Genomic DNA, 25,233 nt, shown 5'->3' with positions numbered 1-25,233 from the left:
TTCACACAAACTATTTTATTTATTTTTGAAGAAAAAAAAATCATCAATGAAACTATTCTCAGCCGACACGTACATTAAAAGAAGAACTCAGTTAAAACAAGCTATGGGCAGTGGCCAAATCTTGTTTTCAGGAAATCAAGACTCGCCTATGAACTACACAGACAATACCTTTAGGTTTCGTCAAGATAGCTCATTTTTATATTATTTTGGATTAAACTTACCCGGTCTTTCAGCCCTAATAGACCTCGAGTCAGGCGAAGAAATTATTTTTGGAAATGAATATTCTATCGACGACATAATATGGATTGGCCAACAAGAAACGCTAAAAAGCTTAGCCAATAAAGTGGGTATTTCAATACTAAAACCAACGAATGAATTAGCCCAAAACCTTAGAAAAGAGAACCTCCATTACCTCCCTCAATATAGACACGACAATCAAATTATATTGTCAGAAATATTCGGTATTTCTCCGAAAGAATTAAAAGCGTCTGAAAAACTAATACATGCGGTTATAGCCCAAAGATCTTACAAAACTGAGGAAGAATTGGTAGAAATGACAAAAGCTGTTAATGCCACTGGAGCTATGCACGTTGCAGCTATGAAGGCTTGTAAACCCGGCAAAATGGAATATGAAGTAGTAGCCAAAATAATGGAAACCGTACATAATTTCAATGCTGAGTTGGCATATCCGGTTATTTTTAGTGTAAACGGACAAACGCTTCACAATCATTACCACGGCAATATCATGAATGCCGGCCAACTTGCCCTTAACGACTCAGGTTGTGAAACCGAAATGGGCTACGCAGGCGACATCACCCGTACATTTCCTGTTTCTGGCACTTTTACCCCTAAACAAAAAGAAATTTACGAAACCGTACTTCAAATGGAAACGGACTCTATTGCCCGTTTGGCTCCTGGGGTTTATTACAAAGACATTCATTTAAGTTCAAATAGAATTTTATTAGAAAACTTTAAAACGCTTGGCTTGGTACGAGGAAACGTAGATGATATGCTAACTGAAGGGGTGGGCGGCTTGTTTATGCCACACGGCCTTGGACACATGATTGGCCTTGATGTACATGACATGGAAGGCCTCGGCGAAAATTTCGTTGGGTATAATGCGGATGTACAAAGAAGTACCCAGCTCGGTTTGAAGTCATTGCGTCTTGCCAAAAAATTAGAAGCAGGAAACGTGCTGACCGTAGAACCTGGTTGTTATTTCATTCCAGAATTGATCGCTAAATACAAAACGGAGGGCATTTTTAAGGAATTTCTTAATTATTCAAAACTGGAAGAATACCTAAACTTTGGAGGAATTAGAATAGAAGATAATATCCATGTCACTGAAAACGGCCCTCAGATTTTGGGTAGTCCAATACCGAAAACAATAGCGGAAGTAGAAGATACCATGAAAGGATAAGTTTTAATACTCCTTTAATAAAAGAACCCGCTAAGTCAATATTGAGTTAGCGGGTTTATATTTTTGAGGCATTCTAAATTTTAAGCCGAATTAAGAATCTGCTTTTACATCTGAAAACTTCTCGCCTTTTATTTTTTCTTGAAGTTTAATTATTCCACCAAGAAGAGCCTCTGGCCTTGGTGGGCAGCCCGGCACATATACATCAACCGGAATTATCCGATCTACACCTTTTACCACGTGATAACCATGTTCCCAATAAGGGCCGCCGCAGTTTGAGCAGCTCCCCATTGAAATCACATATTTCGGGTCGGCCATTTGCTCATACAAACGTTTGATTCTGTCAGCCATTTTAAAAGTAACGGTACCCGAAATTATAATAAGATCAGATTGACGTGGCGAATTTCGTGGAAAAATACCAAAGCGTTCTAAATCGTAATTAGATGCATAAGTAGTCATCATTTCGATAGCACAGCAAGCCAAACCAAAGCCCAAAGGCCAGAGTGAGTTGGCTCTTGCCCAGTTGGTTAGCTCATCGAGCGAAGTTAAGATTACCTCTCCACCCCCGTCTTTTACTCTTTCTGCCGCATCTAAACTCTCGAAATTCATTTCTTCTCGTACTTTTTATTGATATTATCATACAAGCTTTGAGGCACTTCACCTTTAAAGTCAGTTGGCTTTTGTTTTGGAGCTATCCATTCTAAATGCCCCTGTGCCCATGCATAAACCAATCCCAAAGCCAATATAAACACAAAAACAAACATTTCTACTCCAGCATACACCGCCCAAGTACCACCCGAATCAGCCACTAAGTCCTTGTCACCAAATACTGTAGCCCACGGAAAAAGCACCGCCAATTCTACATCGAACAAAATAAATACCAAGGCCAAAATATAAAACCTCAAGTTGAAAGAAACATGGGCTGTGCCTTCTGCTTCTTCACCAGACTCGTAGGATGCGTTTTTTTCTTCATTGGGTCTGTTGGGTCGTAACAAACGAGAAATACCCAACACAGTAAGCACCATGCCGATAGCCCCCAGAAAAAACAACAACATAAACCCAAACTGAGAAATCATACCTTCGGTTTTTATTTTAAATCAAAATTAGGCAAAACTTAATAGTCTACCTACACAGTAGATTACAAAAACGAATTTAATTTAGTTTCCCAATTGGCATAGGCATTTGCATATTGGTCTTTTTGTTTGATATCAGGCTCCACAACTTTTAATAGCGTAAGGCCATCCATTGCTTCTTTGATAGACTTAAAAATTCCCGCTCCTACTCCACCGCCCAATGCAGCTCCCTTGGCTCCATGCGTATCGTACATTTCTACTGGCAACTGTGTGGCATTCACCACTGCGTTGGTAAATACTTCACTCAAAAACATATTGGCATGACCCGCACGAATAACATTTGGTACCACTCCAAGCCCTAGCATCATATCAAAACCATATTTTAGAGAGAACGCGATACCTTCTTGTGCCGCTCTAAATACGTGATATTGGGTATGTTTGTTAAAATCTAAATCTTGAATTTGAGCACCCATTATTTTGTTGCCTAACATACGCTCAGCACCATTTCCAAAAGGCAAAATAGAAAGCCCGTCTGCCCCAACGTTAATTTTAGCAGCACGTTGGTTCATTTCTTGATACGAAACCCCATGAGCAAAGTTCTCTTTAACCCAACGGTTCAATATGCCTGTACCATTGATACAAAGCAAAATACCGATACGGTTTAGCTCATCCATTTGGTGATTTACGTGGGCAAATGAGTTGATACGTGACTGAGGGTCACATGCCACTTGGTCACTTACTGCATAAACCACACCCGATGTACCTGCCGTAGCAGCTATTTCACCCGGATTAACCACATTTAATGAAAGTGCATTATTGGGTTGATCACCAGCCTTGTACGCAATTGGAGTTCCAGCAGCCAAACCTAAAGTCTCGGCAACATCCGAACTTAATTCACCGTGATTAGAGAAAACCGGTTGGATATTTGGAATAATGCTTGCATCAAAACCGAAAGCTGCTAATATATCTTCAGAAAGTGTATTGGTTTTAAAATCCCAAAAAACACCTTCTGACAAACCTGAATTTGAGGTCGTCAAATTACCGGACATCATGAAACCGATGTAGTCTCCGGGAAGCATTATTTTATCACATTTCTCAAAAATCTCAGGCTCGTTAGCTTTTACCCAGGCTAATTTAGCTGCAGTAAAATTACCCGGTGAATTCAATAAATGATTTAACGCTTTTTCTTCTCCTATTTTTTGGAAAGCAGTCTCGCCATATTCTACCGCTCTACTGTCGCACCAGATAATAGACGGTCTAAGTACTTGGCCTTGCTTGTCTAACATTACCAAGCCATGCATTTGGTACGAAATACCTATGGCTCCAACTTTTTTAGCATCAAAACCACCTTTGGCTACCACTCTTTTTATGGCCTCTTGGGTGTTATGCCACCAAAGCTCAGGACTTTGTTCGGCCCATCCGGCTTGTGGTGAACTGATCTCAACTTCAATATCAGGATATTGAGCTGACGCTATTTCTTTTTTCGTAACTGCATCTACAATAGATGCCTTTATTGAAGAGGTACCAAGGTCTATTCCGAGTAAAAACATGTGCTTATGTTAATATTAATTTGTTATAATGCTTAATTCAGTTAAAATCAATCTGGAAAACCGGTTTTGTCTATTCCCGGAATTATCTTGATGGCATTTTTGTAATACACTTTTTTCAAGACCTCATCCGAAAGGCCGATACCGTACATGGGCCAAAACGCATGATATTTTTTATGATATTGAAAATACTCATCTTCTGTTTCTAACACTCTAAAATACGTGCTGTATTCAGACGGTACCCACGAATCCTTCCCAAACAAAATTCGGTCTTGCCATTTCGTGAAAAACTTATTGGCAGTACGTGGCTGTCTGCCCAGCTCGGCTATGACAGCACCTATCTCTACATACATATTGGGCATGGCCGAAAGCAAACTATCTAACTTAGGCAGGTTGTTTGGATACCAACCCATGTGTGCACTGATAAACGTAGTCTTTTTGTGCTTATTGATAATTTTATGCTGTTGATCAATTATTTCTTCAAAAGAAAAATCGCCCTTGTCTGCATCACGTTTTCTTCCTGGGTGTGTTTTTAGCTCTAACCAACGCTCATTAAACTGGTTAAGCGGCTGCCAAAATGAAGCAGGATCAGCAGAGTGAATCAATACTGGAATACCTAATTCGCCAGCTTTAGCCCATACAGCGTCTATGCGTGGGTCATTAACCGCCACAAGCGAACCGTCTGTATTTTTAACACTAAACCCTAAGTTTTTATAAATTTTAAGTCCTTTTGCCCCTCTTACTTTTACATCTTCTTCTAAAGTCTTTGCCGCTTTTTCTGACCAACCGGGTTCGTTTATACTATCAAAATCAACGTTGGTAAATATGATAAATCTACCTGGATATAGCCCCGCATTTTTAACATTATCAATCAACGTTTGGGTTGCTTTATCTGTATCACGTGTCCAGCCTCTTCCGCTGAGGTTCACCATGGTACGCATATTTAGCAAATCCATTTCTGGTATTAGCTTATCGGTGTTTTCACGTTTTTCGCCCATCGCATACTGATGATTATGGACATCAATAAAAGGAAACTTAGCTTTGGTAACGGTCGTTTCCTTCACTACAAGCGTAGATTTAGGGTCGTAGGCCTCAAAAGTAAGCTCACCTTTGTTTTCGCCAATGGTAATTTGTTGACCAAAAACCAAGCTTGAACTAAGCAAAAAAATCGATGAAAACAGATTTGTTTTTTTCATGTGCACAAAGTTAAAAAATAATAAGTGTCTATTCGACAAATAATAAATAATATTTAAGAAAGTATATTAAACCAAAACGTAACTTCCAGATTTAACAACCACAAATTAGGTATTTAAAATGATTATTCTTTCGGAAAAAGCAAACAAACAGCGTGAGCTTCTAAGCCTTCTTTGTTTCCTACAAACCCCATTGTTTCTGCTGTAGTGGCTTTTATAGATACATCAGAAGCTTCAATATCTAAACAAGCAGCTATGGCTTCTTTCATCTGCTCCACATATTTGCCTATTTTAGGTTCTTCCAAAATCAGCGTTGAGTCAATATTTCCAACCAAATATCCTTTTTGGTGGATCATTTCACACACTTTTTTTAAAAGAACTTTACTGTCTATACCTTTCCATTGCGGGTCGGTGTTTTTAAAATGCTTTCCAATATCACCCAACGAAAGGGCTCCCAAAAGTGCGTCACAGATAGCATGTAGCAGCACATCTGCATCAGAATGACCAACTGAACCCACGTGATGTGGAATCTGAATACCGCCTAAACTTAAGGCATATCCGGGTGCTAACTGATGTACATCGTATCCGTGACCAATTCTTATCTTCATACTTAAAAGTTTTTATTCGTAAAGTTAACAATAAAATATAATTTTGTGGGACGCTTTGATTTTTACACTTAAATAGAACCAATGATAGCATTCGAACACTTTAGCCTAAACAACGGACTTCAAGTATATGTTCATCCAGATCCAGACAGCAGCATCGCGGCTTTTAACATTTGTTACAACGTTGGCTCGAGAGATGAAAGCGAAGACAAAACTGGTTTCGCCCATTTGTTTGAGCACCTGATGTTTGGCGGTTCTAAAAACATCCCTTCGTTTGACACCCCAATTCAGAAAGCAGGGGGCGAAAACAATGCCTTTACATCGCCTGATATTACCAATTATTACATTACACTTCCAAAAGACAATATTGAAACCGCGTTTTGGTTAGAGTCTGACAGAATGTTGAGTTTATCTTTCGATCCAAAAGTTTTGGAAGTACAACGAAGTGTGGTCATTGAGGAATTTAAACAACGGTATTTAAATCAACCTTACGGCGACGTTTGGCTAAAACTAAGGCCTTTGGCATATACCACCCACCCTTACAAATGGGCAACAATAGGCAAAGACATCAGCCACATAGAAAACGCTACTATGGATGACGTCAAAGACTTCTTTTTTCATCATTACTTACCAAACAATGCCACTTTGGTAGTAGGCGGCAACGTAACTTTGGAACAAGTCAAAGCATTGTCCGAAAAATGGTTTGGAGATATTCCGGCAGGAAAAGTAAAAGAAAGGAATTTTCCAAAAGAACCTATCCAAACAGAAAAAAGAGTTTTAGAAACCACGGCAGATGTGCCTTTAGATGCCATTTACAAAACCTTCCATATACCCGGCAGATACGAAGAAAACTACACGGAAGCAGACTTAGTGAGTGATATTTTAGGCAGAAGTAAGTCCTCTCGTTTACACCAAAAATTGGTTAAAGAACAAAAACTTTTTAATAATATTTCGGCCTACGTAACAGGCTCACTTGACCCCGGCTTGTTGGTAATTAGCGGTAACCTAAACAAAGGAGTAAACATGGACGAAGCAGATACCGCTATTACGAAAGTATTGGCAGAAGTAGCAAAAGAGCGACTATCAGAAGAAGAACTTGAAAAAGTAAAAAATCAGGCATATTCTACAATTGCTTTCGGCGAAGTTGACTTACTAAACAGAGTAATGAACTTAGCTTTTGCGGCCAATGCAGGTGATGTAAATTATGCCAACCTCGATGTTGAAAAAATCAAGGCGGTTAGCTCTGAATCACTTCACCGAGTGGCACAAAAAATATTAAATGAGGCGAACTCATCCACATTAAAATATTTTTCAAAGAATTAATTGCAAAATTTTATATAAGATTAATATCATATTTTAAAAAAGCGAAATACATTTTTTAACCCTTAAAAATCGAGTAAATTTGCTTGATTTTAAACCAAACTTAGAAAACAGTGAACAAAAAAGCGATACTTATCATATTAGACGGTTGGGGATTACCAAAGCCAGGTGAGGAATGGAGATCGGCAATAGAAGCCGCAAATGTACCCTATTTTAGACACTTAATGGCCACATATCCACATAGTACATTAGAAGCTTGCGGAAGAGCGGTTGGTTTGCCAAACGGCCAAATGGGAAACTCGGAAGTAGGACACATAAACTTAGGTGCAGGTAGAGTAGTTTACCAAGAACTAGAGAAACTTAATGTAGCCCTTGAAGAAGGCCAAATGGCCAAAGAACCTGTATTGGTAGATGCCTTAAGCTATGCAAAAGCAAATAACAAAAAAGTACATTTTATAGGACTTTGCTCTGACGGAGGGGTACATTCTCACATTGACCACGTAAAAGGACTGGCCAAAATAGCCGCCGAAGCAGGTGTAAAGGATGTATTTATCCATGCATTTATGGATGGAAGAGATTGCGACCCTAAATCTGGAAAGGCGTTTATAGCAGACCTCCAAAATACACTCGACCAAACTGGCGGTAGAATAGCCTCATTAACAGGTAGATATTTTGCTATGGACCGCGACAAGCGTTGGGACAGAGTAAAATTGGCCTACGATGCCATGGTCAATGGCGTGGGTGAGTTTTTGGTAGAAAAAAGCCAAATAGCTGAAACTATTCAAAAATGCTACGACGAAAACATTACGGATGAGTTTTTGAAGCCTATAGTAGTAACCGAAAATGGCCACGCTATTGGAAATATAGAATCAGGTGACGTAGTGATGTGTTTCAACTTTAGAACCGATAGAGGAAGAGAAATCACGGAAGTGCTTACCCAAAAAGACTTTCATGAGCAAAACATGCATGCCCTTGACCTGTATTATATCACAATGACCAACTACGACGAAACGTATAAAAACGTCAAGGTGATTTACGACAAAGACAATTTGACCAATACCTTAGGCGAAGTTTTAGAGAAAAATCATAAGAAACAAATTCGCTCAGCTGAAACAGAAAAATACCCCCATGTTACGTTCTTTTTCTCAGGAGGAAGGGAAGCCGCTTTTGAAGGCGAATCTAGATTACTTTCGCCGTCACCAAAAGACGTGGCCACGTATGACCTAAAACCTGAAATGTCAGCAAATGACTTAGCTGACAATTTAGTACCGGAACTTAAAAAAGGCGAAGTAGATTTTGTGGTTTTAAACTTCGCAAATCCAGACATGGTGGGACACACGGGCGTTTTTGAGGCTGTAGTTAAAGCAGTAGAAACGGTGGACGCCTGCCTAAAAAGAGTAGTAGAAGCTGGCCTAGAAAACGGTTATACCTCGCTTGTAATCGCTGATCACGGAAATGCAGACTATATGCTAAATGACGATAAATCAGTAAATACAGCTCACTCCCTAAACTTGGTGCCATTTATCGTGGTTGACCCTGAATACAAAGGTCAACCTAAGGATGGTAAACTTGGTGATGTGGCTCCAACTATTTTGACTATTTTAGGTATTACGCCGCCGGCAGAAATGACTGGAAATGTATTAATCTAAGTTATTAATAATAGATTTTGATTAAGAGGGAAGCTCATTTGGGCTTCCTTTTTTAATGTAAATGTATTTTTCGGAATGATAAAAACTGAAAATGCTTTTGTATTTTTGAATAAAAAAAACGGATGTTAAGTTACTGGGAAAAAGACTTGTATCATCAAAAATATGACCACCTGATAATCGGAGCAGGATTTAATGGATTGTGGTTGGCCTATTTTCTAAAAACCAAATCTCCCAATCTCAAAATTGCGATAGTGGAGCGAGGTAATTTATCGCAAGGAGCAAGTACCAAAAATGCGGGCTTCGCGTGCTTTGGTAGTCCATCAGAACTCGTGGAAAATATTGCAAACATCGGCCTTGACCAAACATTTTATTGGACAGAAAAAAGATTTAAAGGAATAGAACTTATTAAAAAACATTTTGGAAACAAAATAGACTACTTGCCTTCTGGAGCTTCAGAATTATTTGGATCAAAAGCCGAATTTGAAACCTATAATGCCCAAATAAATGAATTAAACAAGCATTTAGCTCTAATTACAGGTAAGTCTGAAAACTTTTTTATTGATAAGAACCTATCTACTACTTGTGGTTTTAAAGGGCTAGAATATGCCATTAGTAACACTACCGAAGGAGCCATTCATCCAGCAAAGCTCCTTCATGAACTTTATAATTTTCTAGTTTTTAATGGCGTAAATATATTCAAAAATTGTGAAGTAGAGTCTTTTGAAGAATACACAAATGAAGTGCTCGTAAAAACAAATACATTAGGAGAATTATCTGCAGGTTATCTGAATATATGTACCAATGCATTTACCCAAAAACTATTACCCGAACTACGTATAAAACCTGGCCGAGGACAGGTACTCATAACCGAACCAATAAATGGCTTTAATTGGAATAGAATCTTCCATATGGATAAAGGCTTCGTATATTTCAGAAATGTAAATGACAGGATTTTAATAGGAGGAGCAAGAAATATGGACTTTGAAACTGAAACTTCATTTGACTTCGAGCTAAATCAAACTATACAGCAGCACCTTGAAAAAATACTAACGAATAATATTCTACCAGAAAAAGCCTTCAAAATTGAACACCGATGGACCGGAATAATGGCATTTACGGAAGACCACATTCCGATTTCAAAAATGTATAGCCCTAGAATAGCCCTAAATGTAGCGATGAACGGAATGGGCGTAGCATTAGCCCCAATCTTAGCAAACGAATTAGCTGAAAAGTACCTAAAAACGTAAAGCAATTTTTCGAATCGCAACAATAAACGTAAAGCGATTTTGTAAATCGCTGCAATAAACGTAAAGCGATTTTGTAAATCGCTGTCAAAAACAGTAAAAAAAACACACTCAAAAAAAGATTTAAAAAATCGTGATACGCAGTCAACCAAACGTAAAGCGATTTTGCAAATCGCTGTCAAAAACAGTATAACAGAAACAAACAAAAACAACGATTTGAAAAATCGTTATACGTTGACAACCAAACGTAAAGCGATTTTGCAAATCGCTGTAAAAAGCAATAAAACAAAAACATACTCAAAAAAAACGATTTGATAAATCGTTATACGCAGACAACCAAACGTAAAGCGATTTTTAAAATCGCTGTAAAAAGCAAAACAAAAACACATTCAAAAAAAACGATTTGAAAAATCGTTATACCTAGACAACCAAACGTAAAGCGATTTTGCAAATCGCTGTCAAAAACAGTATAACATAAACACACTCAAAAAAAACGATTTGAAAAAACGTGATACGCAGTCAACCAAACGTAAAGCGATTTTGCAAATCGCTGTAAAAAGCAGTAAAACAAAAACACACTCAAAAAAAACGATTTGAAAAATCGTTATACGTAATCAACCAAACGTAAAGCGATTTTGCAAATCGCTGTCAAAAGCAATAAAACTTAAACTCACTCAAAAAAAACGATTTGAAAAATCGTTATACGTTATACTCCCTTAAAAATCAAATTTAATCCCTTGAGCCAACGGAAGCGTCTTACCATAATTTATGGTGTTCGTTTGTCTACGCATATAGGCTTTCCAGGCATCTGAACCACTTTCTCTGCCGCCACCCGTTTCTTTTTCTCCTCCAAATGCTCCGCCTATTTCAGCCCCAGAAGTTCCGATATTAACATTGGCGATGCCACAGTCTGAACCTGCTACAGATAAGAAATGCTCAGACTCTTGCATGTTCAGTGTAAAAATAGATGATGACAAGCCCTGAGGAACCGCATTTTGAAGGGCAATGGCCTCATCCAAAGTCTCATATGACATAATATAGAGAATCGGAGCAAACGTCTCGTGACAGACTACCGCCGACTGCCTCTTCATTTTTACTAGGGTTGGCTGCACGTAGCAAGTACCCAATTCGGGAATCGGCTGCCCACCGTAAAGTACTTCTCCTCCTTCCGTAATAGCCTGAGCAATCGACTTCTGATACTGAGAAACAGCATCCGCGTCAATCAAAGGCCCCATGTGATTATTTGAATCCAAAGGATCCCCGATACGAATTTGGGCAAACGCTTTCACCAAACTTTCTGTCAAAGATTCAACTTTTGATGCATGCACAATCAACCTTCGGGTAGTGGTACATCGCTGTCCAGCAGTGCCCACAGCACCAAATACGATTGCAGGAATAGCCAACTTTAAATCGGCATGTTCGGTAACTATTATGGCGTTATTTCCTCCTAACTCCATTAGGCTTTTACCAAGTCGTGCCGCTACATTTTGTGCGACTAATTTTCCCATTCGGGTACTTCCGGTGGCAGATACCAAAGCTATTCTTGGGTCTTTGGCCATGGCCTCCCCTATTTCTCTATCTCCTACTATTATCCCAGAAAGCCCTTCGGGTAAATTATTATTTTTTAAGACGCCTCCTATTATTTTTTGACAAGCGATTGCCGTCATAGGTGTTTTTTCTGAAGGCTTCCAGATACACACATTGCCACACACCCACGCCAGCATGGCATTCCATGACCACACCGCAACAGGGAAATTGAAGGCCGAAATAACGCCGACAACTCCCAACGGGTGCCATTGTTCATACATCCTGTGGTTCCGTCGCTCTGAGTGCATCGTGAGACCATAAAGTTGCCTTGACAAGCCCACCGCAAAATCACATATATCTATTATTTCTTGTACTTCGCCCAACCCTTCTTGCAGGCTTTTTCCCATTTCATAGCTTACCAACTTGCCCAAAGCATCTTTATTTGCTCTAAAGGCATCTCCCATTTGACGGACTATTTCGCCACGTTGTGGAGCGGGCATGGTTTTCCAAGTTTGATAGGCTATTTGAGCAGTTTCTACTACTTTTTCAAAGTCCGCTGCAGTTGCCAATTGCGTTTTAGCAATCTCAGTTTGATCCACCGGACTGTAGGAAGTCAAAGCTACTCCATGGCCATCCCAAAAGTTTAAACCAGTTGAAACTCCACTGTTTTGGGGCGTAATCCCTAGTTTTATTAAGAAATCTTTCATTGTATTGATGAATGTTATATTACAAATCTATGAAAATTAAATCCAATTTTTTACATTTGTTTACCATAAAATATAAGACATAAATAAACTTACAAATCCCCTCTTCATGCTCAAAAAATCTATCTGCATTGCTTTGATTTTGGCTTTTTTTTCTTTCAAAAAATCAAACTTTTGGGGCTTTTATGGCCACAGACTTATCAATAGGCTAGCAGTTTTTAGCTTACCGCCAGAGATGATCGGCTTTTACAAAAACAACATAGAATATATAACTGACAATGCAGTAAACCCCGACCAGCGTAGGTATGCCGTAGAGGGCGAAGCCCCGAGACACTACATAGATTTAGACGTTTATCCCGACTCTGTCAAGTTAGATTTTCCAAAATTAAACTGGAATCAGGCCGTTGAAAAATACACAGAAGATACCCTGATGGCATACGGCATTGTGCCTTGGCAAGTGCAGCGAATGAAATTTCAACTTACCAATGCGTTTGTAAAAAAAGACCTGAAACAAATTCTACGAATTTCATCAGACCTCGGTCATTACATTGCGGACTCTAATGTGCCGCTGCATACAACCGAAAACTACAACGGCCAAATGACCAATCAACTGGGTATCCACGGTTTTTGGGAGTCTCGCTTACCTGAGCTTTTTAGTGGCGACTTCGACTTATTTGTTGGCCAAGCCGATTACGAAAACGATATTCAGAAACGCTCTTGGAAAGCAGTTCTTACGGCACACACGGCTTTGGATTCTGTTTTAAGTTTTGAAAAAAAACTTACCCAAAAAATGGGCGAGGATCGAAAATTTACGGTAACCGAGAGAAATAATATTACAGTTAAAAATTATGCCCTTGATTTTTCGAAAGAATATCATAAAATGCTTAACAATCAGGTAGAACGGCAGATGAAAGCATCTGTAAAAATGGTAGCGGACGTTTGGTTTACTGCTTGGGTAGATGCCGGGCAGCCCGACCTGAAGGAATATCCGAAATATAAACCCAGCGAAGATGAAGAAAATGAAGAGAAAGAAATAATGAAAAGCTGGCTTCAGCGTTTACTCAATGTTCGGAAAGAATCCGATATGTAAAACCTATGAAGTTAAAAACCGTTTTTAGTTTTTTATTGCTTGTTGTTTGGGGAACGTCCATGGCTCAAGTCCGCTTTAATTTTACCCAGGTTACACCAAATCTTAAAGTGAGTCAATTCAAAGTCTCTAAAATATTGGATGCAAGACCCGAAAAGACCGCATCCATAGGAGAAATATATCAAAATAACAAAATCAAATTTCCAGTTTATTTTGAGCTTGGTATAGAAAAACAGTTACTAACCTATTTTGGTAAATACACCAAAAATAGCAATATTTCTAAAGACATAAGTATTGAAATTACTGCATTATCAATCACCGAAACTTTGACTAGTAACCAAACGGTAAGCGGCAAAATTCAGTATAACCTCACCGCATACACAAACGAATCAAATGGTTTAAAGAAACTATGCACCAACCGAAATTCGGCCCAATATACCCGAACCTTGGACCATGCCAACTATTCGAAAATTCAAAATCAAATGCAACAGGCATTAGACGGCGGACTAAATTTCATAGAAAGTTACATTCAAAAAAACAAATCGAAACTCGAAGCATTTGCCCTTGATTCTCGGGTAGTCATTAAACCATTCTTAGTGCATGCTTCTCCCGATACCGTTTTTTACCAACAAAGAAAAGTAACTTGGGACGACTTCAGGGGTAACTACAGAGGCCACAGTGGATACGGGGCGGCCATTTACACGAGCTTCGGTTTCCAATCTCGCATTTATACCGAAAATCAAGTTATCCGAGCAGAAATTAGTCCCTACGTTTTTACCGACAAAAATGTCTCTTGGGCAAAGCCAGAAATCAAAAATACCTACGCACTCAAACACGAGCAAACGCACTTTGACATTTGCTATTTGATGACCATAGAATTTTTAAAGAAAATAAAATCACTGAAAGAACCCACCGCCGACGACCTCATAAGTAGGATACAGTTTGAATATTTGGAGTTTTACAGAAAGACCCACGACTTGCAGGAGCAGTACGACAGAGAGACCAACCACAGCTTAATAAAAAATGAACAATTAAGGTGGGAACAAAAGATAAATGAATCGCTAAAAGTTGTAAATTTAAACCAAATATTGAACTGATATATCTATGCTTCAAATCGCAGTAGCCTTACTTTATTTCACCAACAAGGTTTTTCTTAGTTTAGAGAAAAAGGCAGGTTGGCAGATCGGAATTTTAGCTTCTATTTTTGCCATCTTCTACTTTATACAACTCAAGCTTTATTTGCTCCTTGGCTTAGAACTCGGTTTCTTTTGCATCCTAATTTTTGGTTTACTGAATCATTCAGGCACGAACGCAAACAAAAAAGCACTGTATATATTAATGATAGGGCTAATGGCCTTGCTTTTTGTAATTTTAAAAAATAGCACCTGGATAGAATTCTTAATCTCTACCTTATTTATATTGGCCATATATTTTTTGGCAAACAAAAACTGGAACCTCGGTTGGACTTTAATGCTGATTGGCCATGTTTTTATGGCTTATTTTACCTTCGAACAAAAACAAACCTTTTTCGCCAGTATGCAGGTTTGCTCTATTTTTGTAGCTCTATTTGCCATTATAAAGAAACAATTTTATATCAAAAGAAGCCTACGTGTCAAAATGTAAGGCTTTAAACTTAAAGCCCAAAGCTGAAAAATGAGCCAAGTATTGGGGCAGAGCATACCTCATGTTTTTTTGAGCCTTCAGGCTGTCATGAAAAAGAACAATAGCACCTGACTCAGTAGCCTTAATAGCCCTTTCTAAACACTGCTCAGGCGATAGCCTTATGTCGTAGTCTTTGGTAAGCACCGACCACATTATTATTTCGTGGGTATTGCGTACAACCTTTGCCTGCTTTCTGGTAATTCTACCATATGGCGGCCTGAAAAGTTTCTTACTTTTCAAATCAGTTAGCAAACCTAGCTGCTCGTCACAATTTTTAAAATCCGAAATGTACGTTTCAACCGGGCTCCGCCATCCTTTTATGTGGCTATGTGTGTGATTGCCAACCGCGTGCCCTTTTTCTATTACTTGTTTAAAAACATCCGGATGCTTTTCTATATTTTGCCCTACACAAAAAAAAGTAGCCTCAGCATTATACTTTTCCAAAATCTCTAAAACGAAAGGTGTGACTTCGGGAATGGGTCCATCATCAAACGTCAGATATATCACCTTTTCGACAGGTGGCATTTCCCAAATAAACTTTGGATATAAGCAATTAAAGAGTTTTATTGTCTTGTCCATTTATTTCAATTTTCTACCTTTCCAGTCGTATGCTTTTGGAGCAAAAATAGAAACCAAACCAAAAAACATCACATAAAACGGATAAATAATTTGTACTAAAGGAATGAATACTATAGCATCTTTTCGCCTTAAAAAACGTAATACAGAACCCAAAAATAAGATTTCGATACCTACACGAACAGCGACAAACAGATATGCATTTTCATAGAGCAAAACTAACATACCTACATTGCTCAAAAATATAAAAACAGCCAAAAGCGTAGGCAGGATGCTGTTATACTGATTCCATTTACTCGCCCAGCGTTTCCGTTGTTTATAAAATACCTTTGGTGTCTCACAGGCCCTTGTTTGCACTATACACGCAGCGTCTTTGGCATAAACCAGCGATGTTGGGTAAGCAGCCGAAAACTTATGCATCAAAAACTCATCGTCTCCAGAAGCAATATTTAAGTTGCCTTCATATCCGTTTAGTTCATAAAAAGTCTTTTTTCTATAGGCCAAATTAGCTCCACTGCACATATTGGGACTTCCCAAAGCCAGCGAAGCCGCCGCCGAGCCCAACAAAGAGGCAAACTCCACCGTCTGAACTCGCTCCCAAAGTAAAGCCCAAAAGCCTACCTTTTCTCTAAAAAAAGTAACCGGACCAGAAATGAATTTCACTTTAGAATCCCCAAAAATCTGTACATATTTCAGCAACAAACCTTCTGAAAGCTTACAATCGCCATCTGTAGTGAAAATTATGTTACCTTTTGACTCCGCTATGGCTTGCGTCAATGCCCGCTTTTTGGGCGACCCATCCACATTTTCTAAATGAATAAGTTTTAAATTTAACTTTGATTTTTGAGCGAATGCTAAAACCAAAGCTTCTGTATGATCAGTAGAATGGTCATTGACCACAATTACTTCAAACTTGGCCTTGTCTAAAGTCTGATTTTCAAAACTCCATAACAACTTTTCAATATTTTCACCTTCGTTTCTTACCGGAATAATAGCCGTAATAAATAAATTACTATTAGCTGCATTTGATTTATTTAAATCAATTCTGACCCATTTCAAAAAAAAGAGAAGAACCAAAAGCGAATATATGCCCAATAAAACCTCAAATATCAAAACCATGTTTTCCTATTTTTTAATAGTACCAAAAAAAGACCCAAAACCACGGGTATACATATATTTATAAACCATATAAAAAAAGTAGCCGTAACAATAGCCGCCTCAGCAACACCGTATTTTTTAAAGAAATAAATACTTACCAGTTGTTTTAGACTTAAATCGCTAAGAAAATTCAAATTGCCGCCAAAAGTTTTGATTAGCAAAAGCAAATTTGTACCTATAACTATGGTGAGCACAGAAACCTGCTGATCCACGATTTTGAATACCAATATATATTGCAAATTGTACAAAATATTCTTAACAACTGTCCAAACCAAAACCTTTAATTTTAGTAAGAAAGGCAAAGAGACCAACTCCATATTTCGGAGGTAGGTAAATCTAAAAAGTATGTTCTCGAAGAAAAACAAAACCAGCAACCCGAGCACAAACAAAATTAAAGAAAGCAAAAAGCCCCCTCCTACTACTTTTTGATAAGGAATCTCAATTTGAAAATACCAAAAACCCAAACTAATAGTACCAAAGAAAATAGCTACCACTATTTGGGCTAATCCGTTATATAAATTCACAAAAATAACTTTCGGCTTATATTTGGTAGAAAAGCTCATGCTTCTCCCAACAAAATCGCCCAACATAAAAGGTGTAAAAAACCCGATCACCACACCTTGAATGACATCGTAAAAAGCAGTACCAAAACTCCGAATTTGTATTTCATTACTCAGCCACCACCACTTCAGCGACTCCAAGACATAGTTGCCTACCAATAAAACCAACACAAGAAATACATAGAAAACCTGAGAGATACTAAGCGGCAAAAAGCTCTCAAAATCTGAAAGACGAAGCGGTGACAAATAAAAATGTCGAACCAAAAAGCCCGTGGCAGCTATTAAAAAGAGTATATTTACCCAGCTTTTTAGGCTAGGATGTTGAAAAAAAGCAACTAATTTATTTTTTATTACTACCAATCGTTTTTGTTTTGGATACAAATTTAAAGGAAAAAATCATTTTAGGTGTAGACCCAGGCACAAGAGTCATGGGCTACGCGGTGATTTCTGTGACTGGCTCTGCCTTAAAAATCATACAATACGGCGTGCTTCGCCTGGAAAAACTACCTTCGCACGAAATGAAACTTAAAAAGATATTCGAACGACTCACCCAAATAATAAGCGAATATTTACCCGATGAGATGGCCATCGAAGCCCCTTTTTATGGAGAAAACGTGCAATCTATGCTAAAACTCGGCCGAGCTCAGGGAGTTGCCATGGCCGCCGCACTGTCGAGAGACATAAACACGGTGGAATATTTACCAAAAAAAGTAAAACAAAGTGTAACCGGCAGCGGAAATGCCTCAAAAGAGCAAGTAGCATACATGCTTGAGCAAATGTTTGGACAAAAACTTGAGAGAAAGTTCTTAGATGCTACCGACGCCTTAGCTGTTTGTGTGTGTCACCACATGCACGCCAGAACAAAAGCCCTCACCGGGAGCGGATCGAGTAAAAAAGGCTGGGATGCGTTTTTATCAGAAAACCCGGATAGACTTAAGAAATAAGTAAAAATTTATATTTGTCCAAGATATAGGCAATCATTTCGTTTTTAACATGAAGAAATTAATAATTCAAACCGTTTACCTTGGGTCGAATTATTTTTAAATTCACAATATAACTTTAACACAAGAGAGTTAAAGTTCTTTTTTTTCATAAAACTCGGCATCTAAAATAAGCAGACTTTTTAGGAATATTAGAGAAACACCAGCAACAGTCAAATTGTGGAAAACTTTTCTTAAACTCAATAATGGATTAACACCCTAAGATTCAAGATTTTATTATTCCAAAGAAAAAAAACATTCATTTATTTCCAGATTATTTTAAGTCAAGCTATTGCTATTTCAAAAGATAGGCCTATATTTGCAAACCTTTTCGGAGAGACGGAGAGATGGGTGAGTGGCTGAAACCACCAGTTTGCTAAACTGACGTACTGGTAACGGTACCGCGGGTTCGAATCCCGCTCTCTCCGCTGAATTCTGATAGGCACCTCGGGGTGTAGCGTAGCCCGGTCATCGCGTCTGCTTTGGGAGCAGAAGGTCGCAAGTTCGAATCTTGCCACCCCGACTAAAGAGCAGCCTAGCTGCTTTTTTAAATTAGAAGAATTTGAGCGATCAAAATACTTCGAATGGTTGCGTAGCTCAGCTGGATAGAGCAACAGATTTCTAATCTGTGGGTCATAGGTTCGAATCCTATCGCGATCACAAGAGATAGAAAGATTTAAAATCAGCGGTGCATAGTGGTGCGGCATCCCGATTCGAATCCTATCGCGATCACAAGAATAGAGCTCAGCGAAAAGCTGAGCTTTTTTTTACAAACAACACTCAAAAAAATACACCACGGGGTGTAGCGTAGCCCGGTCATCGCGTCTGCTTTGGGAGCAGAAGGTCGCAAGTTCGAATCTTGCCACCCCGACATAAGAAGCAGCTTGTCTGCTTTTTTTTCATTTTAAGGTATATTTGAGTAGCAGAAGGCCGCAACAGGAACGCCTGCCGGTTCGAATCTTGCCACCCCGACAAAATTTTAAAAAGTTTCCTTGAAAAAGGCGACTTTTTTTTATACCAAATTTTAGAGCATTTTACACATTGGTAGCTGAAGGCCGCAACAGGAACGGCTGCCGGTTCGAATTTTGCTACCCCGACTAAACTTTAAAAATTTCTCTTGAAAAAGGCGACTTTTTTTTTATACCAAATTTTAGAGCATTATACACATTGGTAGCAGAAGGACGCAACAGGAACGCCTGCCGGTTCGAATATTGCCACCCCGACTGAACTTTAAAAAGTTGCCTTGAAAAAGGCGACTTTTTTTTTATGCCAAATTTTAGAGCATTATACACATTGGTTGCAGAAGGCCACAACAGGAACGCCTGCCGGTTCGAATCTTGCCACACCGACAGAAAGTCATCAATAAATTTGGTGGCTTTTTTTATGTTCAAAAAATTGATTTCATTATAAACTTTGGTAGCAGAAGGCCACAACAGGGACGCCTGCCGGTTCGAATCTTGCCACCCCGACTGAAAGTCATCAATAAATTTGGTGGCTTTTTTTATGTTCAAAAAATTGATTTCATTATAAACTTTGGTAGCAGAAAGCCGCAACAGGGACGCCTGCCGGTTCGAATATTGCCACCCTGACTAAACTTTAAAAAGTTGCCTTGAAAAAGGTAACTTTTTTTTTATGCCAAATTATAGAGCATTATACACATTGGTAGCAGAAAGCCGCAACAGGGACGCCTGCCGGTTCGAATATTGCCACCCCGACAGAAAGTCATCAATAAATTTGGTGGCTTTTTTTATGTTCAAAAAATTGATTTCATTATAAACATTGGTAGCAGAAGGCCGCAACAGGAACGCCTTCCGGTTCGAATATTGCCACCCCGACTAAACTTTAAAAAGTTGCCTTGAAAAAGGTAACTTTTTTTTATTCCAAATTATAGAGCATTATACACATTGGTAGCAGAAAGCCGCAAAAGGAACGCCTGCCGGTTCGAATATTGCCACCCTGACTAAACTTTAAAAAGTTGCCTTGAAAAAGGTAACTTTTTTTTTATACCAAATTATAGAGCATTATACACATTGGTAGCAGAAAGCCGCAAAAGGGACGCCTGCCGGTTCGAATCTTGCCACCCCGACTGAAAGTCATCAATAAATTTGGTGGCTTTTTTTATGTTCAAAAAATTGATTTCATTATAAACTTTGGTAGCAGAAAGCCGCAACAGGGACGCCTGCCGGTTCGAATATTGCCACCCTGACTAAACTTTAAAAAGTTGCCTTGAAAAAGGTAACTTTTTTTTTATACCAAATTATAGAGCATTATACACATTGGTAGCAGAAAGCCGCAAAAGGGACGCCTGCCGGTTCGAATATTGCCACCCCGACAGAAAGTCATCAATAAATTTGGTGGCTTTTTTTATGTTCAAAAAATTGATTTCATTCTAAACATTGGTAGCAGAAGGCCACAACAGGAACGCATGCCGGTTCGAATATTGCCACCCCGACTAAACTTTAAAAAGTTGCCTTGGAAAAGGCGACTTTTTTTTTATAGCAAATTATAGATCATTATTCACATTGGTAGCAGAAGGCCGCAACAGGGACGCCTCCCGGTTCGAATCTTGCCACCCCGACAAAAAAGCAGCTTGTCTGCTATTTTTCATTTTGAGGCATATTTGAATAGCAGAAGGTCACAACAGGGACGCCTGCCGGTTCGAATATTGCCACCCCGACAGAAAGTCATCAATAAATTTGGTGGCTTTTTTTATGTTCAAAAAATTGATTTCATTCTAAACATTGGTAGCAGAAGGCCACAACAGGAACGCATGCCGGTTCGAATATTGCCACCCCGACTAAACTTTAAAAAGTTGCCTTGAAAAAGGCGACTTTTTTTTTATAGAAAATTATAGACCATTATTCACATTGGTAGCAGAAGGCCGCAACAGGGACGCCTCCCGGTTCGAATCTTGCCACCCCGACAAAAAAAGTCATGGATAAATTTGATGGCTATTTTGGATCAAGCAAAAAAGTTGGGGGGAAAGGAATTAAGTATCCGCTTGAGCGGTAGTCGAGAGCCGCGGTACTTGAAACGCCTTTGAATCTCGACTACGCCTTTAAATTTGACAAAGGCGATTACGCTTGATTTGAAAAGGCGACTACGCTCGATTTGACTTGCGATCAATCAAACCTCCAAACATCAAAGCATCCAAACATTCTTACATTAAAGCATTCAATCATTCACCCATCAAAGCATTCAAACATTAAAGCTATAAAGCTTTCAAACATCAAAACATTCAAATATTCAAACATTCAATCAATCATTCATTCAATCAATCATTCATTCAATCATTCATTCATTATTTCTTTCATTCATTCCAAAAAATTAGCACCCAGTTTATAGAATTTGAAACATTGTACTTTTCAAACGAAATTGACAAAAACACACAACTTGTTCAAAATCAATACTTTAAGCACAAAAAAGAATTTAATATTCTTATTTTAATCCAAAAAAATATAAATTTATGGCTATAATATATTAATACAGTTACAAAATTTGACTTAACAAAAAAAAAATATTACTTGTAACTATTTCATTACTAAAAACTTAAGACTCATATTCTAACTTTACGGTTATTAAAATTTACCGAATAATAAATTTTTTAGATTCTGTCAATCACATAGCTTACATTTGTGACTGAAAGAAGTCTAAGTTGTAAACATATAATATTGTATAGATACAAACTTATTCAAAAGGAAATATTTTTTATATATAATTTTCAAGCTTAAAGTTTTGATTTTTCTAAGAATCACTCTTTTAGTATTGGTAATATTTAGAAAATTTTATTTTCTTTAAATATAATTATTTCGAGAAGTGATTTTGGTTCATTTTTGAAATAAAGGTCATGATACATAAACTTAGGAAGCCACATTCGAATGTGACTGAAAGGGCGAAGCCTTATAATTAAACATAAATTGAAATTAATAAACTCTAAATATACTTTCTTGATATTTATAATATCATTGAGTTTATGTAATAATAACTCGATTGCACAAGTTGCTTATGAGCCCACATACAAAACCTCATATGAATATTTAACGCGAATGAGTCAAAGGGGCTTAATTGAACTTGATGATGTCGTGCTTCCACTGTCTAGATATGTAGTTTATCAAAAGCTTACATTGCTGTATATTCAACGTGATAAACTTACCCCATTAGAATGGAACGAACTGCAATTTTACCTTAAAGATTTTTATTTTGATAGAAACTTCATTGACACTACAAAACAAGAAAAATACGGACTACGATTTTTAAAATGGAAAATAGATGACCGATTAAGACCTTTTGCATCTATTAAGAAAAACTACGCATTAAATATCCAACCAATTCTTGGTGGTAGATTTCAAAACACTGCGGGGAGCACGAATTTTAAAAGAACTACTGGTTTTGCGATGTATGGATATTTGCACAAGCGAGTAGGTTTTGGATTTTCTTTTACAGAAAACAACGAAAATGGACAAACAATAGATAAAACCAGGGCATTTTCTCCAGAAACAGGATTTTTAGGTACTAAAAGTGCAAAGTCAATTCAATATTCGGAGGTGAAAACCAATACAACCTATAATTGGAATTGGGGGCAATTTACAGTCGGACAAGATCAAGTACAGTGGGGATATGGATATAGAGGAAAATTAGTTCTGTCTGACAAAGCCCCAAATTATCCATTTATGAGACTTGATTTGAAGATAAATGAGAATATAAGTTTTAACATGACAAACATGTGGCTTAGTTCATTCGTCATAGATTCCAGCCAAGTTAGACCAACAAGCACAAATACAAATCAAATAGACTTTGTTCCAAAATATTTATCTACTCACTCATTCAATATTAAAGTAACTCGTGGATTAAATTTTGCTTTTGGCGAATCAATTATATATAATAACCGACTTAAGTTAGGGTACTTATTACCATTGTCTTTTTTTAGAGCACAAAGCCATTACGACGGTGAGTTAGGTAAAACCAATACTGTTTCTAATTCACAATTTTTCCTATTATTAAACAGCCGAAATCTTATTCCTAGGACACAACTGTTCTTTCAGTTTTTTGTAGATGAAATGAGTTTCTCCAAGTTTTTCAACAAAGACCTCATGCGAAATCAAACTGGCTATCAAGTAGGATTTAACATTTATAATTTCCCTATTAGAAACCTAACTTTATTAACTGATTACACTCGTATTCGCCCATTAGCTTATGTACACTTTATACCTGCACAAACTTATGCATCAGGTGGCTATTTATTAGGAAGCTGGATTGGCCCTAACGCTGACCAGTGGATATCAAGTATGCAGTACAGAATTATACGCGGTCTAAAAATTAGCGGCGACTTTTCAATTGTAAGAAAAGGTGATGTGGGCGATGGCTATTTACAACAATCAGAGCGAGGTACAAAATTTTTATATGGCACACAAAATATATTTAATACATTTTCAGGAAAACTAGACTTTGAAATAACCCATGATTTATTTTTAAGGGCACGCGTAGATTTCCAAAACCAACAAAGATATAGATACTCAGCAAATAGTAAATCTTGGATAATTAACCTCTCTTACGGCATATGAAATGGTATGTAGTCTACACCCGATCACGCTTCGAAAAAAAAGTTGAAGCCACACTTTTAGAACGAAATTTTGAGGCTTACTGCCCAAAAATAACTCGAAGAAAAAAATGGAGCGACCGCTATAAAAATGTAGTAGAACCTTTATTTAAATCTTATGTTTTTGTAAAAACAGACCCTAAGTTTAAATTTGACATATTGCAGGATCCTGGAGTTGTTAAATTCGTTAACTTTAAAGGCGAAATGGCAGATGTAAGGGAAACCGATATAGAGCGTATTAAAGCCATGCTGAACGATTTTGATCACGAAAAACTTAGAGTTGAAAGTATTCAATTAGAAGACAGAATGGTTATTCGTTCCGGAGCTTTTATTGAAAAAGAAGGCAAAGTGTTAAATGTTTCTGGAAAAAACGTGATACTTTACATAGAAGAGTTAGATTTGAAAATTACAATTGACCAAGATACCAACAGACTAGAAAAACTTGATTAAAACCATGACAAAGCCTCTAATTTTCATTTGCTTCATAATTTTAGCATCTATGCAAATAAGCTGTGTAAATACACCCGTAATTACTTATTTTGATAGTGCAGACTCTACCAAACTTCAACTCTTGCCAGAAAACATAGCACCAAGTTCAATCATTCGAAAAAATGATATATTAGCTATAACCGTAGGAAGCTTAAGTCAGGAAAGTAATGAAATTTTGAATTTTAACAACATTAACCCCTTATTTACTACTAGTTTCCCCGGTCAAAATTCAGGACAGCGTGGACAACCTTTAGGATTCCTTGTAGATGCAGAGGGAAAAGTAGAATTACCGATGATTGGAAGAGTAAAAGTAGAAGGCCTATTACTGTCTGATGCTGCAGATACCCTTAGAAACCAAGTAGCAAAACTTTTAAGAGACCCCTCTATTAATGTGAGATTCTTGAACCATAAATTTTCGGTATTAGGAGAAGTAAACCGACCTGCCGTATATAATTTATTAGATGATAAAACTACCCTACCAGAAGCCTTAGCCTTGGCAGGCGACTTAACCCCTTTCGGGAATAGACAAAATGTAACGGTAGTCAGAGATTTTTACGGAAAACGTGAAATGGTCAAAATTAACCTTAGAAGTAAAGAAATCTTTGAATCACCCTATTACTATTTGAAAGACGGTGATATGATTTACGTAGAACCCGTAAAAGCTAGGGCAACATATACGGACCAGAAGGTACAACTAGCTCCATTATACCTTAGTGCACTATCAGCCCTTACGGTATTAATGACTGTTGTATTCAATGTATTTAAATAATTGTTTATTGGTGAAATTACAACCCACTAATAAACATTCCAAAAACATAAATAAAATTCATATATTTTGTTATTGTG

At 37.8% G+C, this 25,233-nt stretch carries 20 protein-coding genes and 4 tRNA genes; 15 read left to right on the top strand and 9 right to left on the bottom strand.

From position 1 onward, the window contains the following. Positions 1–46: 46 nt before the first annotated feature. Positions 47–1,420 carry an aminopeptidase P family protein gene (locus ACFOOI_RS02420; RefSeq protein ID WP_379834639.1) on the top strand — a complete coding sequence of 458 codons (1,374 nt, stop codon included), beginning with the start codon at positions 47–49 and terminating at the stop codon, positions 1,418–1,420. Positions 1,421–1,510: 90 nt separating this feature from the next. On the opposite strand, the gene ACFOOI_RS02415 is transcribed toward ACFOOI_RS02420, so the two are convergent. The 5 genes from ACFOOI_RS02415 to ispF form a co-directional block, all read right to left on the bottom strand. After that, positions 1,511–2,026, bottom strand: a complete 516-nt coding sequence (locus ACFOOI_RS02415) for an NADH-quinone oxidoreductase subunit B (protein ID WP_379834636.1) — start codon at positions 2,024–2,026, stop codon at positions 1,511–1,513. After that, positions 2,023–2,493, bottom strand: coding sequence for an NADH-quinone oxidoreductase subunit A (locus tag ACFOOI_RS02410; RefSeq protein WP_379834634.1), 471 nt, complete (start codon positions 2,491–2,493; stop codon positions 2,023–2,025). Before ACFOOI_RS02410 ends, ACFOOI_RS02415 begins: the two co-directional genes overlap by 4 nt. A 62-nt stretch (positions 2,494–2,555) precedes the next feature. Further along, positions 2,556–4,040 carry a xylulokinase gene (locus ACFOOI_RS02405; protein ID WP_379834632.1) on the bottom strand — a complete coding sequence of 495 codons (1,485 nt, stop codon included), beginning with the start codon at positions 4,038–4,040 and terminating at the stop codon, positions 2,556–2,558. Positions 4,041–4,087: 47 nt separating this feature from the next. Then, positions 4,088–5,233: an amidohydrolase family protein gene (locus tag ACFOOI_RS02400; RefSeq protein ID WP_379834630.1), complete on the bottom strand. Its 1,146-nt coding sequence runs from the start codon at positions 5,231–5,233 to the stop codon at positions 4,088–4,090. A 122-nt stretch (positions 5,234–5,355) separates the two neighbouring features. Next, complete coding sequence (ispF, locus tag ACFOOI_RS02395; RefSeq protein WP_379834627.1) at positions 5,356–5,838, bottom strand: 2-C-methyl-D-erythritol 2,4-cyclodiphosphate synthase; 483 nt, start codon at positions 5,836–5,838, stop codon at positions 5,356–5,358. An 81-nt stretch (positions 5,839–5,919) separates the two neighbouring features. On the opposite strand from ispF, the gene ACFOOI_RS02390 reads away from it, so the two are divergent. The 3 genes from ACFOOI_RS02390 (at position 5,920) to ACFOOI_RS02380 (ending at position 10,051) form a co-directional block, all read left to right on the top strand. Continuing rightward, positions 5,920–7,158: a M16 family metallopeptidase gene (locus ACFOOI_RS02390; protein WP_379834625.1), complete on the top strand. Its 1,239-nt coding sequence runs from the start codon at positions 5,920–5,922 to the stop codon at positions 7,156–7,158. A gap of 110 nt (positions 7,159–7,268) precedes the next feature. Next, positions 7,269–8,804 carry a 2,3-bisphosphoglycerate-independent phosphoglycerate mutase gene (gene gpmI / locus ACFOOI_RS02385; protein WP_379834622.1) on the top strand — a complete coding sequence of 512 codons (1,536 nt, stop codon included), beginning with the start codon at positions 7,269–7,271 and terminating at the stop codon, positions 8,802–8,804. Positions 8,805–8,926: 122 nt separating this feature from the next. Next, positions 8,927–10,051 (top strand): NAD(P)/FAD-dependent oxidoreductase, encoded by a 1,125-nt coding sequence (locus tag ACFOOI_RS02380; RefSeq protein WP_379834620.1) that lies wholly within the window; start codon positions 8,927–8,929, stop codon positions 10,049–10,051. A gap of 713 nt (positions 10,052–10,764) precedes the next feature. Here the strand turns inward: ACFOOI_RS02380 and amaB are convergent. After that, entirely contained in the window at positions 10,765–12,282 is a 1,518-nt protein-coding gene (amaB, locus tag ACFOOI_RS02375) for an L-piperidine-6-carboxylate dehydrogenase (protein WP_379834618.1), read from the bottom strand. A gap of 106 nt (positions 12,283–12,388) precedes the next feature. Between amaB and ACFOOI_RS02370 the strand changes: the two genes are divergently transcribed. From ACFOOI_RS02370 to ACFOOI_RS02360, 3 genes are read left to right on the top strand one after another with little or no spacing between them, the layout of a single operon-like run. Beyond that, positions 12,389–13,369 carry a zinc dependent phospholipase C family protein gene (locus tag ACFOOI_RS02370; protein WP_379834616.1) on the top strand — a complete coding sequence of 327 codons (981 nt, stop codon included), beginning with the start codon at positions 12,389–12,391 and terminating at the stop codon, positions 13,367–13,369. A 5-nt stretch (positions 13,370–13,374) separates the two neighbouring features. Further along, a complete protein-coding gene (locus ACFOOI_RS02365; RefSeq protein WP_379834613.1) occupies positions 13,375–14,463 on the top strand; it encodes a DUF922 domain-containing protein in 1,089 nt (362 codons plus the stop codon). Positions 14,464–14,470: 7 nt separating this feature from the next. Further along, positions 14,471–14,989, top strand: a complete 519-nt coding sequence (locus ACFOOI_RS02360; RefSeq protein ID WP_379834611.1) for a nicotinamide mononucleotide transporter — start codon at positions 14,471–14,473, stop codon at positions 14,987–14,989. Here ACFOOI_RS02360 and ACFOOI_RS02355 read toward each other — a convergent pair. Genes ACFOOI_RS02355 through ACFOOI_RS02345 form a run of 3 tightly spaced genes read right to left on the bottom strand, consistent with a single transcriptional unit; the run spans position 14,972 to position 17,682 of the window. Further along, positions 14,972–15,607, bottom strand: a complete 636-nt coding sequence (locus ACFOOI_RS02355) for a polysaccharide deacetylase family protein (protein ID WP_379834608.1) — start codon at positions 15,605–15,607, stop codon at positions 14,972–14,974. The two genes, ACFOOI_RS02360 and ACFOOI_RS02355, sit on opposite strands and share 18 nt — an antisense overlap. Then, the gene (locus ACFOOI_RS02350; protein ID WP_379834605.1) at positions 15,608–16,723 is read right to left on the bottom strand and encodes a glycosyltransferase; all 1,116 of its coding nucleotides are present in this window, start codon (positions 16,721–16,723) and stop codon (positions 15,608–15,610) included. Continuing rightward, complete coding sequence (locus ACFOOI_RS02345) at positions 16,714–17,682, bottom strand: hypothetical protein (RefSeq protein ID WP_379834603.1); 969 nt, start codon at positions 17,680–17,682, stop codon at positions 16,714–16,716. The genes ACFOOI_RS02350 and ACFOOI_RS02345 overlap by 10 nt, the downstream gene beginning before the upstream one ends. Positions 17,683–17,693: 11 nt before the next feature. Here ACFOOI_RS02345 and ruvC point away from each other — a divergent pair, with 11 nt between their 5' ends. From ruvC to ACFOOI_RS02305, 8 genes are all read left to right on the top strand, one after another. Then, positions 17,694–18,266: a crossover junction endodeoxyribonuclease RuvC gene (gene ruvC, locus ACFOOI_RS02340; RefSeq protein ID WP_379834600.1), complete on the top strand. Its 573-nt coding sequence runs from the start codon at positions 17,694–17,696 to the stop codon at positions 18,264–18,266. 377 nt (positions 18,267–18,643) lie between these two features. Next, positions 18,644–18,730: transfer RNA gene (locus ACFOOI_RS02335), tRNA-Ser, on the top strand. 20 nt (positions 18,731–18,750) lie between these two features. After that, positions 18,751–18,825, top strand: a tRNA-Pro gene (locus ACFOOI_RS02330). Between the two features lie 63 nt (positions 18,826–18,888). Beyond that, positions 18,889–18,962 (top strand) — tRNA-Arg (locus ACFOOI_RS02325). A 136-nt stretch (positions 18,963–19,098) separates the two neighbouring features. After that, a tRNA-Pro gene (locus ACFOOI_RS02320) sits at positions 19,099–19,173 on the top strand. Between the two features lie 3,046 nt (positions 19,174–22,219). Next, positions 22,220–23,863: a capsule assembly Wzi family protein gene (locus ACFOOI_RS02315; RefSeq protein WP_379834598.1), complete on the top strand. Its 1,644-nt coding sequence runs from the start codon at positions 22,220–22,222 to the stop codon at positions 23,861–23,863. Continuing rightward, positions 23,860–24,348 (top strand): UpxY family transcription antiterminator, encoded by a 489-nt coding sequence (locus ACFOOI_RS02310; RefSeq protein WP_379834596.1) that lies wholly within the window; start codon positions 23,860–23,862, stop codon positions 24,346–24,348. Before ACFOOI_RS02315 ends, ACFOOI_RS02310 begins: the two co-directional genes overlap by 4 nt. 4 nt (positions 24,349–24,352) lie before the next feature. Continuing rightward, the gene (locus ACFOOI_RS02305; protein WP_379834593.1) at positions 24,353–25,156 is read left to right on the top strand and encodes a polysaccharide biosynthesis/export family protein; all 804 of its coding nucleotides are present in this window, start codon (positions 24,353–24,355) and stop codon (positions 25,154–25,156) included. Positions 25,157–25,233 lie beyond the last annotated feature (77 nt).

The sequence above is a fragment of the Lacihabitans lacunae genome (assembly GCF_042649125.1).
Lineage (GTDB): Bacteria > Bacteroidota > Bacteroidia > Cytophagales > Spirosomataceae > Leadbetterella > Leadbetterella lacunae.
The sequence above is the reverse complement of the archived record's forward strand: the minus strand, read 5'-3'. Positions and strand labels throughout refer to the sequence as shown.

Excerpts from the sequence above, each read along its gene's own strand:
- ACFOOI_RS02420 (WP_379834639.1), top strand. The coding sequence starts at position 47 with ATGAAACTATTCTCAGCCGACACGTACATTAAAAGAAGAACTCAGTTA.
- ACFOOI_RS02415 (WP_379834636.1), bottom strand. The coding sequence starts at position 2,026 with ATGAATTTCGAGAGTTTAGATGCGGCAGAAAGAGTAAAAGACGGGGGT.
- ACFOOI_RS02410 (WP_379834634.1), bottom strand. The coding sequence starts at position 2,493 with ATGATTTCTCAGTTTGGGTTTATGTTGTTGTTTTTTCTGGGGGCTATC.
- ACFOOI_RS02405 (WP_379834632.1), bottom strand. The coding sequence starts at position 4,040 with ATGTTTTTACTCGGAATAGACCTTGGTACCTCTTCAATAAAGGCATCT.
- ACFOOI_RS02400 (WP_379834630.1), bottom strand. The coding sequence starts at position 5,233 with ATGAAAAAAACAAATCTGTTTTCATCGATTTTTTTGCTTAGTTCAAGC.
- ispF (WP_379834627.1), bottom strand. The coding sequence starts at position 5,838 with ATGAAGATAAGAATTGGTCACGGATACGATGTACATCAGTTAGCACCC.
- ACFOOI_RS02390 (WP_379834625.1), top strand. The coding sequence starts at position 5,920 with ATGATAGCATTCGAACACTTTAGCCTAAACAACGGACTTCAAGTATAT.
- ACFOOI_RS02380 (WP_379834620.1), top strand. The coding sequence starts at position 8,927 with ATGTTAAGTTACTGGGAAAAAGACTTGTATCATCAAAAATATGACCAC.
- amaB (WP_379834618.1), bottom strand. The coding sequence starts at position 12,282 with ATGAAAGATTTCTTAATAAAACTAGGGATTACGCCCCAAAACAGTGGA.
- ACFOOI_RS02370 (WP_379834616.1), top strand. The coding sequence starts at position 12,389 with ATGCTCAAAAAATCTATCTGCATTGCTTTGATTTTGGCTTTTTTTTCT.
- ACFOOI_RS02365 (WP_379834613.1), top strand. The coding sequence starts at position 13,375 with ATGAAGTTAAAAACCGTTTTTAGTTTTTTATTGCTTGTTGTTTGGGGA.
- ACFOOI_RS02360 (WP_379834611.1), top strand. The coding sequence starts at position 14,471 with ATGCTTCAAATCGCAGTAGCCTTACTTTATTTCACCAACAAGGTTTTT.
- ACFOOI_RS02355 (WP_379834608.1), bottom strand. The coding sequence starts at position 15,607 with ATGGACAAGACAATAAAACTCTTTAATTGCTTATATCCAAAGTTTATT.
- ACFOOI_RS02350 (WP_379834605.1), bottom strand. The coding sequence starts at position 16,723 with ATGGTTTTGATATTTGAGGTTTTATTGGGCATATATTCGCTTTTGGTT.
- ACFOOI_RS02310 (WP_379834596.1), top strand. The coding sequence starts at position 23,860 with ATGAAATGGTATGTAGTCTACACCCGATCACGCTTCGAAAAAAAAGTT.
- ACFOOI_RS02305 (WP_379834593.1), top strand. The coding sequence starts at position 24,353 with ATGACAAAGCCTCTAATTTTCATTTGCTTCATAATTTTAGCATCTATG.